This window comes from Pseudomonas sp. SJZ080 (assembly GCF_007828295.1).
GTDB lineage: Bacteria > Pseudomonadota > Gammaproteobacteria > Pseudomonadales > Pseudomonadaceae > Aquipseudomonas > Aquipseudomonas migulae_A.
The window spans coordinates 14,348-27,948 of record NZ_VIUK01000009.1 but is presented as its reverse complement, the minus strand read 5'-3'; the positions used below and the strand labels follow the sequence as shown (position 1 = coordinate 27,948).

Below are 13,601 nucleotides of genomic sequence, written 5' to 3'. Positions count from 1 at the left end.
CGTTGCGCAGCTTAACGAGTGCGGCAAGGCCCGTGCTTGCAGCGCTGCGACATATTCGGTCATCGGCACGCAGCTCAAGGCCCGTGCATCGAACAACACTAGCAGTCGTGTAGGAAATTGGGCGTTTTATGCCCGGATTTACGGCGCATTCGTGCCAGAAATGACCAGCAGCCCCCCGAATGTTCACGACACATTCTCTGACAGTCAGCCGAGCAGAAATTCCCGGGGGCTGGCAGAATCGCCTTTTGTTGTGTTCACAACGCTCGCCGAGCCAGGATTTTCCCATGCAAATGACCACCTCCCTGTTGATCGTCAACCCGTGTGACGAGGAAGAAGACAACATGGCCATGCTCTGCTGCCATAGCGAACAGGGCGACATGTTCCTGATGGCCCGCTATCCCGACGAGGATGAACTGGAGATCACCCTTGATGGCGAGCCTTCAACGCTGGACGGCGTGAAAGTGACGCTGAGCCCTACGCTGCTGAAGATCGAAATCGCCGCCGCGGATGCGGATGCGTTGAATGGGGATGATTCGCTGGAGATCACGCACAACACGGATGTGAGTGATCTGGCGGAAGTGGAAGAGACTTTGCAGAACATCCTCAAGGGGATCGGGACTTACATCAGCGAGCTTTGATGGGGTTTGAGCGGGCCCCTTCGCGAGCAAGCCCGCTCCCACAGTTGACCGCATTTCGATCAGGCAATCCGGTCAACTGTGGGAGCGGGCTTGCTCGCGAAGAGGCCCGAGAGAACAGCACGGCTCTGCAACCGGCACAAATTTCCAACACTTTCACCCATCTATTCCCGCACTTTGCACAAAATGCCGTTAGTCGCCGCCCCCCGCGATGGATTAAAGTAACGCCCCCAGCCCTGGCGTTATTCGAACGTCTTCGGTCACCCTTTCCAGGAACAGTCATCGATGGAACATCGTGAAGCGCTGCTTGCGCTGCGAACCTTTCTTTCAACGCAGATTCTCGGCCAGGAAAAACTCATCGAGCGCTTGCTCATCGCCTTGCTTGCCGACGGCCACATGCTGGTCGAGGGCGCGCCGGGCCTGGCCAAGACCAAGGCCATCAAAGAACTCGCCGAAGGTATCGAAGCCCAGTTCCATCGCATCCAGTTCACCCCTGACCTGTTGCCTGCCGACATCACCGGCACGGAAATCTATCGCCCGGAAACCGGCAGTTTCGTGTTCCAGCAAGGCCCGATCTTCCACAACCTGGTGCTGGCGGACGAAATCAACCGTGCCCCGGCCAAGGTCCAGTCAGCGCTGCTCGAAGCCATGGGCGAGCGTCAGGTCAGTGTCGGGCGCAGCACCTATGAACTTTCGCCGCTGTTCCTGGTGATGGCCACGCAAAACCCGATCGAGCAGGAAGGCACTTACCCATTGCCTGAAGCCCAGCTCGATCGCTTCCTGATGCACGTGAAAATCGGTTTCCCGGACGCGGCCGTAGAACGGCGCATCCTGCAGCAGGCCCGTGGCGAAGCCTTGAACGGCGAGACCAAACCCGAGCGCCGGGTCAGCCAGCAGGCCATTTTCGCCGCACGCAAGGAAATCCTCGGTCTGTACATGGCCGATGCCGTGGAGGAATACCTGGTGCAGCTGGTCATGGCCACGCGCACCCCGGCCAAGTTCGACCCGGAGATGGCCGAGTGGATCGCCTACGGCGCCAGCCCGCGTGGCTCGATTGCCCTCGATCGCTGCGCCCGGGCTCACGCCTGGCTGGCCGGTCGCGACTTCGTCAGCCCGGAAGACATTCAGGCGGTGCTGTTCGATGTGCTGCGTCACCGCATCATTCTTTCCTTTGAAGCCGAAGCCGCGGGCATCGACCAGGATCGGGTCGTCCAGCGGATTCTCGACGTCGTAGCCGTCGCTTGACCCCGATGAACGCCACGCTGCCGCCCGAGCCGGGCATCCGGGTCAGCCTCGCCGAGCTGATCGAGATGCGCCATCGTGTGCGTGAAGTGCAGCTGTTTTCCACGCCGAGCCAGCGCAGCCCGCTGATCGGCCTGCACCACTCCAAATTGCGTGGCCGTGGCGTCGACTTCGATCAGGTGCGGGTCTATCAGGCCGGCGACGACGTGCGCAGCATCGACTGGCGCGTCACTGCTCGCACACAGGAGCCGCACACCAAGCTGTTCCACGAAGAACGCGAGCGACCGATTTTCATCATGGTCGAGCAAAGCCGACGGCTGTTTTTCGGTTCAGGGCTGATGTTCAAATCGGTGCTCGCCGCCCAGGCCGCGAGCCTGATTGGCTGGGCCGCCCTCGGCCATAACGATCGAGTCGGCGGGCTGGTGTTCGGCGATAACGAACACTACGAAATCAAGCCCCGGCGCAGCAAACAAAGTCTGCTGCAATTTCTCAACCGACTGGTGCGTGTCAATCAGTCGTTGCACACCGAAGGCGAACAGGACCGCGACGCCCTTAACCTGGCCCTGCGTCGTGCCCGGGAGGTGCTGCGCCCTGGCAGCCTGGTGATCGTGATCTGCGACGAACGCGCGTTGACCGAAGGCTCCGAGCAGCAACTGAGCCTGCTGTCCCGCCATTGCGACCTGTTGCTGCTGCCGCTGTCCGATCCACTGGACCACGCCCTGCCCGCTGCCGGCCTTTTGCGCTTTATCGAACGCGGTGCGCAACTGGAGCTCGACACGCTGAATTTCGACCTGCGCCAGACCTACCGCGCCCAGGCAGAAGCGCGCATCGCCCACTGGGAATTGCTCGCGCAAAAACTGCGGGTGTTGTTGATGCCCCTGAGCACCCAGAGCGAAATGGTCGAACAACTGCGCGAGTACCTGAACCCGCAGAAACCGGGGAAACATCGATGAGCAGCCTCGATCAACTGCAACCGCTGATTTCCCCTCCTCCGATCGGCTTCTGGCCACCCGCACCGGGCTGGTGGTTATTGCTGTTGTTGCTGCCGCTGATCGGCTTCGGCCTGTGGAAAGCGCGGCGTTTCCTGCCGAGCAAGCGCCCCATCGTGCGCGCCGAACAACCATTGGACCCGGTACGCCTCGCCGCACTGGCCGAACTGGCGCTGATGCCCAAACCGTACGACGGCGCACCGGCCGGCGCCTGGCTGCAGCAACTCAACGGCCTGCTCAAACGCCTGTGCCGCAACCATTACCCTTACAGCCAGAGCCACATCCTCAACGGGCGCAAATGGCTGGCCTTCCTCGACAACCGCTGCCCGGCCGCTGGCCTGACGCGCTGGATGGTGCTGGTCGAAGGCGCCTACAAACCCGAATGCAAACTCGACGACAAAGCCATCGCCGGCCTGACGCAAGCCGTCGACACGTGGATTCGCAAACATGTTTGAGTTCGCCTGGCCGTGGATCTTCGCCCTGCTGCCGCTGCCCTGGCTGATGCGCATTGTGCTGCCAGTGGCCGACAGCGGCGAACCGGCGCTCAAAGTCAGCTTCCTCAGCGACCTCGAAGGCCTGGCCCGGCGCCGCGCTCGCGCCAATCTGCCGGCCTGGCGCCAGCAAGCGCCGTTCCTGCTGCTATGGCTGTTTTTGCTGATCGCCGCGGCGCGTCCGCAGTGGCTCGGCGAACCGTTGCCGATTGCCGCCAGCGGCCGTGACCTGCTGGTGGCGGTGGACGTTTCCGGCTCCATGGATTTTCCCGATATGCAGTGGCAGGACGATGAGGTCAGCCGCCTGACGCTGGTTCAACATTTGCTCGGCGATTTTCTGGAGAGTCGCGAAGGCGACCGTGTCGGCCTGATCCTGTTCGGCAGTCGGGCGTACCTGCAGGCCCCCCTGACGTTTGACCGACGCACCGTGCGTGTCTGGCTCGACGAAGCGCGCATCGGAATCGCCGGCAAGAACACTGCCATCGGCGACGCCATCGGCCTCGCGCTCAAACGCCTGCGCATGCGCCCCGCGCAAAGCCGTGTGTTGATTCTGGTCACGGACGGCGCCAATAACGGCGGCGAAATCGATCCGTTGACGGCGGCGCGGCTGGCGGCCAAGGAAGGCGTGAAAATCTACCCGATCGGCATCGGCGCCGATCCCGAGGAAAGCGGCACCGCGGGATTCCTCGGGATCAACCCGAGCCTGGACCTCGACGAGCCTGCGCTGAAGGCCATCGCCGCCGCCACGGGTGGCCAGTATTTTCGCGCTCGCGACGGCAAGGAGTTGCAAGCGATCAAGGAAACCCTCGATCAACTGGAGCCTGTGACTCAGCAACCGACTCAGGCCCGCCCGGCGCAGACGCTGTATCACTGGCCACTGGCGATGGCGCTGCTGTTGAGCGTGCTGTTGGTCGTGCGCGAACGCTGGCCGGACAACCCGTTTCAGCGCCTGTTTACCAAAGACCTGTTCTTGCAGACGCCACTGCCTGACTGGCGCCAACGGCTCAAGCGCCTGCGCCTGCGCCTGCGGAGGCGCCGATGAGTGCGCTGTGGCCTTACTGGTTCCGCCCTTGGTGGCTGCTGCTGTTGCCGCTGCTCGGCTGGTTGCTCTGGCAGCTCTGGCATCGACAGAAGCGCGCCGGGCGCTGGCAGATGATTTTGCCGCCGGCCTTCCATTCCGCGTTACTCAGCGGCGGCAGCGGTCGCGACAGCAAACTGCCGTGGGTCGCGCTCGGCGTGGCGTGGCTGTTGACGATACTGGCGCTGCTCGGACCGAGCTGGGAGCGTGTCGAACAAGCCAGTCAAAAACCGGCCGACCCGCTGGTGGTGATTCTGGAGCTGACCCCGGAAATGCTCGCCACCGACGTCACGCCAAACCGGCTGGAACAGGCCCGGCGCAAGCTGTTCGACCTGCTGCAGAATCGCAGCGATGCCCAGACCGCCATCGTTGTCTACGCCGGCAGCGCGCACACGCTGGTGCCCCTGTCGGATGACCTCTCCACCAGTCGTAATCTGCTGGATGCGCTCAAACCGTCGCTGATGCCGCAGTCCGGCCATCGCGCCGATCTCGCAGTGACCAAGGCTCTTGCGCTGCTGAATCAGAGCGCGCTGGGTGACGGCCGAATCCTGCTGATCGGCTCGTCCCTGACCGAGCTGGAACGCGAAGGGATTCAGCAAGTGCTGGACGGCAAGTCGACAGAGTTCCTGATGCTCGGCATCGGCACCGCCGAAGGCGCGCCGATCACGCAGGAAGACGGCAGTTTCCTCAAGGATGATCAGGGCGCGATTCTGGTACCGCACCTGGACGAGCCAAGCCTGAAAGCGTTCGCCAACGGCCTCGACGGGCGTTATCGGCATGCGCGGCTGGACGACGCCGACCTGCGCGGCCTCGGCCTGCTCGACAGCCCACGCCATCTGCGCAACGACGGCCAGTCCTTGCGCCTCGATACCTGGGCCGATCAGGGTTACTGGCTGTTGTTGCCGCTGTTGCTGTTGGCGGCCTGCGCCGGGCGTCGCGGCTGGCTGTTTTGCTTGCCGCTGCTGTTCCTTTTTCCACAACCGAGCTACGCCTTCGACGTCGAAGACTTGTGGCTGCGTCCGGATCAACAGGGTCTGCACCTGCTCAAGAAGAAGCGCCCCGCCGAAGCTGCGCAACACTTCGAAGATCGACAATGGCAAGGCGTGGCGCTCTATGAGGCCGGCGACTACAGTGGCGCCGCCCAGCGGTTCGCCGAGGGCAATGACGCCCACGCCCACTACAATCGTGGCAACGCCCTGGCCAAAAGCGGTGAGCTGGAAGCCGCGCTGGATGCTTACGAACAGGCGCTGGAACGTCAGCCGGACCTGCGCCCGGCGCTGACCAACAAGGCCTTGGTGGAAAGCTTGATCAAACAGAAAAACACACCGGCCCCCGTCGAGCCGGACAAAACCGCAGGCGACGAAACCGGGACCCCGCAGGAACCGCCGCCCGGCGCCGCCACCCAACCGTCGAACAGTGGAGAACCGAAGTCCGACACCCAGACGGCTACACCCGATGCGGAACAGTCGGATACGACCCCGGCCCGACCCGGAACCAATGAGGTGCCCGGCAGCGAGTTGGGCGACGAACAGAGCACCACCCCGCCGTTGCGCCCGGCCAGCGATGCCATTGATGGCGAGCAGCGCCAGGCGCTGGAGCAATGGCTACGCAAGATCCCGGATGACCCGGGAGAATTGCTCAGGCGCAAATTCTGGTACGAACAGCAACAACATCAGGATCAGGAAAAAACTCGATGACCCGCTTCACCGCTTTCTTGCTTGCCATGTTTCTCTGGACTGTACAGGCCCAGGCTGCGGGGCTGGTCGCCAGTGTCGATCGCAGTCGCCTGAACTCCGGCGAGACGGTCGAGCTGACCCTGGAATCCAACGACGTGACGCAGTTCGGCAAGCCAGACCTGACGGCGCTGGAGCCGCTGTTCGACGTGCGCGGCACCCGCCAGGTCAACCAGTTGACCACCATTAATGGCGACAACCGCGCCACCACCCGCTGGATCATCACCCTGCTGCCTCGCCAGAACGGCAGCGTGGTGATTCCCCCGCTGCAACTGGGCGACGTGCAGAGCCAGCCGATCACCCTGCAAGTGGTGGAAAGCGAAACCCAGGACAGCAAGAACAAACTGGCCCCGGTGTTCATCGATGCCAGCCTCGATCAGAGCAGCCTGTACGTGCAGGCCCAGGCGATCCTGACCTTGCGCATCTACCATTCCGTTTCGCTGTACGACGACAGCAGCCTGACCCCGCTGCAGATTCCCGATGCGCGCATCGAGCAACTGGGTGAGTCGCGCACTTACGAAAAAGACATCAACGGCCTGCGCCACGGCGTGATCGAACTGCGCTATGCGATCTACCCGCAACACAGCGGCCAGTTGATCATTCCGGCGCAGATCTTCAGCGCCACGCTGGTGGACGCGCAACCAGCCCAGGACGTCGAATCCCAATTGCCGAAGTCCGGCAAATTGATGCGCGTCAGCTCTGCCGCGCTACCGTTGACGGTCAAGGCCAAACCCGCCAGTTATCCCGCTGACGTGCCTTGGTTGCCGGCCCGCAGCCTGAGTCTGAGCGAGAGCTGGAACCCTGAACCGGATCACGCGCAGGTGGGCGATTCGCTGACCCGAAGCCTGACCTTGAAGGCCGAAGGCCTGGCCAGTTCACAACTGCCACCGTTGCCGGCAACCGACGTCAACGGCTTGCGCCGCTACCCGGATCAGCCCGTGCTGGTCAACCAGAACAGCGAGCGCGGCCTGATCGGCAGCCGTGAAGACCGTGAGGCGCTGGTGCCTGTTCGCAACGGTGACGTCGAGTTGCCGGCGGTGGAGGTGGTCTGGTGGAACACGTTCGAAGATCATCTGGAACACACCAGCCTGCCGGCCCGGACCCTGCAAGTGGCGCATAACCCTGGCATGCTGGTCGATAGCCCGACGGGTATGCCGGCGGTCATTTCCGCTGCTGACAACGAAGCCCTCTGGTGGTGGAAACTCAGCACCGTGATTCTGGCCTGCACCACCCTGCTGGGCTTCGGTCTCTGGTGGCGCGCCCGCTGGCAACCGGCAATTTTGCGCGCAGCCCAGACCGGCCCGAGCCCGCGCACCGTGCTCGATGATCTCAAACGCGCTTGCCAGGCCAACGACCCCCACGCCACCCGCCAGGCCCTCGACGCCTGGGCCCGACAACAACCGGAAACCCTGGCCGACATGGCGGCGCGATTTGTGCCGCTGTCCGATGCGTTGGATGGTTTGAATGGCGCGCTGTACAGCGAAACCGGCCAGCATTGGCAGGGTGAAGAATTGTGGCGAGCGATCAAGGCGATCCCGATTGCCGAGCGGGTTCATGATCCGGTGGGCGACAGTGGCCTGCCGCCGCTCTACCCCAAATAACCCCATCCTCAAGGGCCCCTTCGCGGGCAAGCCTCGCTCCTACAAAGCCTAGGTGACGCGCCCCCCTGTAGGAGCCGGCTTGCTGGCGAAACGATCCAGAGCCCCCGCGCTATCCTCAAGCGGTTGGATTTGAGGCGGCCATCGCTGACGGCCAATTCCTGCGGTAGGTTTGGTGTCGCTTTACCCGTAAACTCTCCCCCTTTCGCGCTGTCATTTACCTCGCGGTCATTACCTCATTTCCTACGGAGCTCGCCTTGCGTCTGTTTCACACCTCCGACTGGCACCTTGGGCAGAACCTGCACGGCCAGGACCGTGATTTCGAGCACGGTTGTTTCCTCGAGTGGCTGCTGCGCCAGCTGAAGCTGGACCAGCCCGATGTGCTGCTGATCGCCGGCGACATTTTCGACACGGTCAATCCACCGGTCAAAGCTCAGGAGCGCCTCTACGACTTCATCGTCAGCGCTCACGAACAACAACCGAAACTGACCATCGTGATGATCGCCGGCAACCACGATTCCGGTTCGCGCATCGAACTGCCCGCACCGCTGATGCGCCGTTTGCGCACCCATGCGCTGGGTCGCGTGCTTTGGCTGGATGACGGGCAGCTCGATGCCGAGCGTTTGCTGCTGCCACTGCCGGACGTCAAGGGCAAAACCGTCGCCTGGTGCCTGGCGCTGCCGTTCCTGCGCCCTGCCGAAGTGACTGGCGCACACCTGGGCGACAACTACTTGCGCGGGATCGGCCAGGTTCACGAGTGGCTGATCGAAGCCGCCAACGCCAAGCGCAAGAAAGGTCAGGCATTGATTGCCATCAGTCATGCGCACATGGCCGGCGGTTCGGTGTCGGAAGACTCCGAGCGCAGCCTGATCATCGGCAACGCCGAAGCACTGCCCGCCAGCCTGTTCGGCCCGAGCATCAGCTACGTCGCCCTCGGTCATTTGCACAAACCGCAGAAGGTCAACGGTGAAGAGCGCATTCGCTACAGCGGCTCGCCAATTCCGTTGTCGTTCTCCGAAATCGGTTATCAGCATCAGATTCTCGATATCCAGATAGACGGTGAAACCCTGGTCAGCGTGGAGCCGAAACTGATTCCCCGCGCCGTGAACCTGCAACGCATCGGCCCAGCGCCATTGGCCGAAATTCTCCTGCTACTGGCCGACCTGCCAAACATTGATCTGCTGGCGGATATTCAGCGTCAGCCGTGGCTGGAAGTCCGGGTTCGCCTCGACGAACCGCAACCCGACTTGCGCAACCAGGTTGAAACCGCCCTGCAAGGCAAAGCCGTACGCCTGGTGCGCATCGCCGCTGAATACGCCGGCAACGGCAACCGCGATGGCGTCGATGACGGCACGACCCTGATCGAACTGGACCAACTCACCCCTCAGGAACTGTTCAGCCGCGCCTGGCAGGACAACTACGGCAGCGAGGTTGACGAGCAAACCCTGAAGGACTTTGCCGAGCTGTTGCAGGACGTGCAGATGGAGAGCGAACAGCCATGAAAATTCTCGCGATCCGCCTGAAAAACCTCGCCTCCCTGGCCGGGCCATTTGAAATCGACTTCACCGCCGAACCGTTGGCCAGCGCCGGATTGTTCGCGATCACCGGGCCGACCGGCGCCGGCAAAAGCACCTTGCTCGACGCCTTGTGCCTGGCGCTGTTCGGCGCCGTGCCTCGATTGAGCAACGCTCAAGTGTCAGCCAAAGCGCCGGACGCCGATGGTGAGATCAGCACCGGCGACCCTCGCACGCTGCTGCGTCGCGGCACCGGTGAAGGCTATGCCGAAGTCGATTTTGTCGGCATCGATGGCCGCCGCTACCGCGCGCGCTGGGAAGCCAATCGCGCCCGGGAGAAGGCTGGCGGCAAGCTGCAACATAGCCGTCAGAGCTTGCGCGACATCGATCTGGATCAGTTGCTCGCCAGTCAGAAAGTCGAGTTCAAGGTCCAGCTCGAAGCTGTCCTGGGCCTGAACTTCGAGCAGTTCACCCGCGCCGTGTTGCTGGCCCAGAGCGAGTTCAGTGCGTTCCTCAAGGCCAACGACAACGAGCGCAGCGAGCTGCTGGAAAAACTCACCGACACCGCGCTCTACACGCGCCTGGGTCGTCGCGCGTTCGACAAGACCAAAGAAGCCCGCGAAACCCACAAGCTGTTGCAGGACCAAGCCACCGGCGTTACACCCTTGTCGCCCGAAGTCCGCGCGGAACTGGATGAACGCTTCAATGAGGCGCAGCAGCTACTCAAGTCCCAGCAAGCGCAACTCAAACAATTAGAGCTGCAACACACGTGGCTGAAAGAACTGCGCCAGTTGCAGGACGAGCAGCTCAGCGCCACCGAACAACTGACCAGCGCTCAGCAGGACTGGCAAAGCCTGGCCGGCGAACGCTTGAAGCTGACTCGTCTGGAGCAACTGGCACCACAACGGCACCAGTTCGCCCGTCAGGCCGAACTGAGCGCCCGACTCACGCCGCTGGCAGAGCAGATTCAGCAACACACCCGGCAAGAACAGGAACTGCAGACGCGTCAGACGCAACTCGAACACAGCCTCAGCGCGGCGCAAACCGCGCTGATCGAGGCGCAAAGCCAACACACTTCAAGCGCACCGCTGCTGCGTCAGGCCTTTGAGGCGCAAAGCACCCTCGCCCGCCTGATCAAGGACGCCGGCCTCAGTGCCGACCTAAAGCAGCAAGCGGAACAGGCTTGTACCGAAGGCCAGAACACGATTCAAGGTTTGCTCGATCAGCAGAATCGGGTGACCGAGCGTCTGCAAAGGATTGCTGCCGAGCTTGAGCAAAGCACCCATCTTGCGCCGCTCAGCGACGCCTGGAACGCCTACCGCGATCGCCTGCAGCAGTTGATGCTGATCGGCAATCGCCTGAACAAGGGTCAGGCGGAACTGACGTCTCTGGAGCAGAACGCCAGCCGTGCCGCCGAAGAATGGGCGGCACAAAAACAGAACCTGGAAGTACTCTACAAAGAGGCCGGCGCCGAGCCTGAGGCGGTGGCCGAACAGATCCGGTTGCTGGGCAATCTGTTGCAGGACAATCGCAAGCAACTGCGCAGCTTTGAGGAACTGACGCGTCTGTGGGCCAGCCAGCAGGAACTGGACAAGCGCATCGCCGACCTGCAGCAACGTCAAACCGCTGCCCAGGTCGAACGCGACCGTTTGACCCAGGACGGGGTAAAAACCAAAAACGAATTGACCGTCGCTGAACAGACCCTGACGGTCACCCGCGAACTGCTGGAGCGTCAGCGCCTGGCCCGCAGCGCCAGCGTCGAAGAACTGCGCGAGCAGTTGCAGGATGATCAGCCGTGCCCGGTTTGCGGCAGCCCTGACCACCCTTATCACCAGCCCGAAGCGCTGCTGCAAAGCCTCGGCCGCCACGATGAAAGCGAACAGGCAAACGCGCAGAAAGCGGTGGATTTACTCAAGGAAAAACTCACCGACCTGCGTACCGAAGTCGGCGGTGTGATCGCGCAACAGAAGGAATTGCTGCAACAGCAGGAACAACTGGTCGCTCAGCAACAAAGCCTGACACCGAGCCTCGATGCGCACCCGTTATCGGCGCAGCTTTTCAATCAGGACAGCGCCAAACGCGATGCCTGGCTGAACCAGCAAAACAGCCAGTTGAACCAAAGCATCACGCAGGACGAACAGCGGCAAACCGCCCTGCTCACCCTGCAACAGGACGCGGCACGCTTGCAACAGCAAGTGCGTAGCGCCGAGACCGCGAGCCTGCAGGCGACCCAGCAGCTGGCCAGCCAGCAACGCGAGTTGAGCAATGATCGCCAGCGTCTGGACGAAGAGCTGACCGCGTTCAGCACCCTGCTCCCGGCCGACACGCTGGACGCCTTGCGCAACGAGCCTGCCGCGACCTTCATGCAACTCGACCGACAGATCGCCCAGCGCCTGGAACAGCTCGACCAGCAACGGGATGAACTCAGCGAACAGCAACAACGCCAGCAGACGCTGGACAAGGAACAGGATCGTCAGCTGACCCGCGTCCAGCAGCTGGAAGCGGCTCAGCAGCAATTCACCGCCCTCGCCGACCAACAACAGGCTTGCCAGCAGCAACTGACGCAACTGCTCGGCACACACACCAGCGCCGAAGAGTGGCAGCAGCAACTGGATCAGGCTGTCGAACAGGCGCGCAATGCCGAAACGGCCGCGAATCAGGAACTGCAATCGGTACGCACGCAGCTGGTGCAACTGGCCGCGGAACTGAAAGCGCAGCAAGACCGCCTGATCGCCCTGGAAACCGAAGACCGCGAACTGAACACGAAGATCGCCGAATGGCGTGCCTTGCATCCCGAACTGGATGACGGCGGCCTCGAGCAATTGCTCAGCGTCGACGACCAGCAGGTCAGTGAATTGCGCCAACGGTTGCAGCTCAACGAAAAAGCCATCGAACAAGCCAAAGTGTTGCTGCACGAGCGCGATAAGCGCCTGGCCAGTCATCAGGCGCAACACGATGGCAACCTCGATGCCGAGCAACTCGCAAGCGCCCTGGCCGAACTGCAAAGCCAGTTCGCTGCCAGCGAGCACCGCTGCGCCGAACTGCGCGCCGAACAAGCCGAGGATCAACGCCGGCAAAATGCCAATCAGGCGTTGGCCCAACAGATCGCCGACGCCTACACCGAGTATCAGCGCTGGGCGCGCCTGAATGCGTTGATCGGTTCCGCCAGCGGCGACACCTTCCGCAAGATCGCCCAGGCCTACAACCTCGACCTGCTGGTGCATCACGCCAACGTGCAGCTACGGCAACTGGTGCGGCGTTATCGCTTGAAGCGCGGCGGCAGCATGCTCGGGTTGTTGGTGATGGACACCGAGATGGGCGACGAACTGCGCTCGGTGCATTCGTTGTCCGGCGGCGAAACCTTCCTCGTCTCCCTCGCACTCGCGTTGGGCCTGGCGTCGATGGCGTCGAGCACGCTGAAAATCGAATCGCTGTTCATCGACGAAGGTTTCGGCAGTCTCGATCCGGAATCCCTGCAACTGGCCATGGATGCCCTCGACGGCTTGCAGGCGCAGGGGCGCAAGGTCGCGGTGATTTCCCACGTTCAGGAAATGCACGAACGGATACCGGTGCAGATTCAGGTCCACCGCCAGGGCAACGGTTTGAGTACGCTGGAGGTGAAATGAATACGCTGTACTCCTTCCGCCGCTGCCCGTACGCCATGCGGGCGCGCATGGCCCTGCGTTACTCGGGGGTTGCGGTGAACATCGTCGAGGTCAGCGTGAAGGCCAAGCCTGCCGAAATGCTCGCGCTGTCGAGCAAAGGCACGGTGCCGGTGTTGAGTGTGAACGGTGAAGTGATCGATGAAAGCCTGTCGATCATGCGCTGGGCGCTGGCGCAGCATGATCCGCAGGATTGGTTGCTCAAGGATGATCCCGCCGGGCAAGTGCAAATCGCTGCGCTGATTGAAGAGAACGATCAGGCGTTCAAGGTGCATTTGAATCGCTACAAGTACGCCGAGCGTTATCCCGAGCGGCCGATGGAATTTTATCGCGCTGAGGGCGAGGTGTTTTTGCGCAGGCTGGATGGGTTGCTGGAGGGGCGCGATTACGTGTTGGCGGACCATCCGAGCCTGGCGGATGTGGCGCTGATGCCGTTTATTCGGCAATTCGCCCATGTCGATCGCGAGTGGTTCGGGCAGACGCCCTATGTGCGGCTGCAGGCTTGGCTCCAGCGGTTTTTAGAATCAGACCTGTTCACATCAATCATGAAAAAATAACCGCCCCTCTGTAGGAGCTGGCTTGCTGGCGATGGAGTGTCAGACACTGATGCGTTAACTGACACACCATCGCCAGCAAGCCGGCTCCTACAGCGTGTCGAA

The 13,601-nt window shown here is 62.3% G+C and carries 10 protein-coding genes; all 10 read left to right on the top strand.

Annotation, left to right across the window (positions count from 1 at the left end; genetic code table 11):
* Positions 1 to 284 precede the first annotated feature (284 nt).
* The 10 genes from FBY04_RS14115 to FBY04_RS14065 all read left to right on the top strand — a co-directional run bounded on the left by FBY04_RS14115 (position 285) and on the right by FBY04_RS14065 (position 13,499).
* Complete coding sequence (locus FBY04_RS14115) at positions 285 to 638, top strand: hypothetical protein (RefSeq protein ID WP_084320635.1); 354 nt, start codon at positions 285 to 287, stop codon at positions 636 to 638.
* A 282-nt stretch (positions 639 to 920) separates the two neighbouring features.
* Entirely contained in the window at positions 921 to 1,880 is a 960-nt protein-coding gene (locus tag FBY04_RS14105; RefSeq protein ID WP_008150800.1) for a MoxR family ATPase, read from the top strand.
* A gap of 5 nt (positions 1,881 to 1,885) precedes the next feature.
* The gene (locus FBY04_RS14100) at positions 1,886 to 2,830 is read left to right on the top strand and encodes a DUF58 domain-containing protein (RefSeq protein WP_084320634.1); all 945 of its coding nucleotides are present in this window, start codon (positions 1,886 to 1,888) and stop codon (positions 2,828 to 2,830) included.
* A complete protein-coding gene (locus FBY04_RS14095; RefSeq protein ID WP_084320633.1) occupies positions 2,827 to 3,321 on the top strand; it encodes a DUF4381 domain-containing protein in 495 nt (164 codons plus the stop codon). Before FBY04_RS14100 ends, FBY04_RS14095 begins: the two co-directional genes overlap by 4 nt.
* Complete coding sequence (locus tag FBY04_RS14090; protein ID WP_145315577.1) at positions 3,314 to 4,399, top strand: VWA domain-containing protein; 1,086 nt, start codon at positions 3,314 to 3,316, stop codon at positions 4,397 to 4,399. The genes FBY04_RS14095 and FBY04_RS14090 overlap by 8 nt, the downstream gene beginning before the upstream one ends.
* Positions 4,396 to 6,132 (top strand): tetratricopeptide repeat protein, encoded by a 1,737-nt coding sequence (locus FBY04_RS14085; protein WP_145315576.1) that lies wholly within the window; start codon positions 4,396 to 4,398, stop codon positions 6,130 to 6,132. Before FBY04_RS14090 ends, FBY04_RS14085 begins: the two co-directional genes overlap by 4 nt.
* The gene (locus FBY04_RS14080; RefSeq protein ID WP_145315575.1) at positions 6,129 to 7,769 is read left to right on the top strand and encodes a BatD family protein; all 1,641 of its coding nucleotides are present in this window, start codon (positions 6,129 to 6,131) and stop codon (positions 7,767 to 7,769) included. Before FBY04_RS14085 ends, FBY04_RS14080 begins: the two co-directional genes overlap by 4 nt.
* Positions 7,770 to 8,023: 254 nt before the next feature.
* On the top strand, positions 8,024 to 9,268 hold the full coding sequence (locus tag FBY04_RS14075) for an exonuclease SbcCD subunit D C-terminal domain-containing protein (RefSeq protein ID WP_145315574.1): 1,245 nt from the start codon (positions 8,024 to 8,026) through the stop codon (positions 9,266 to 9,268).
* The gene (locus FBY04_RS14070; protein WP_145315573.1) at positions 9,265 to 12,906 is read left to right on the top strand and encodes an SbcC/MukB-like Walker B domain-containing protein; all 3,642 of its coding nucleotides are present in this window, start codon (positions 9,265 to 9,267) and stop codon (positions 12,904 to 12,906) included. Before FBY04_RS14075 ends, FBY04_RS14070 begins: the two co-directional genes overlap by 4 nt.
* Complete coding sequence (locus FBY04_RS14065) at positions 12,903 to 13,499, top strand: glutathione S-transferase (protein ID WP_145315572.1); 597 nt, start codon at positions 12,903 to 12,905, stop codon at positions 13,497 to 13,499. Before FBY04_RS14070 ends, FBY04_RS14065 begins: the two co-directional genes overlap by 4 nt.
* Positions 13,500 to 13,601: the final 102 nt, after the last annotated feature.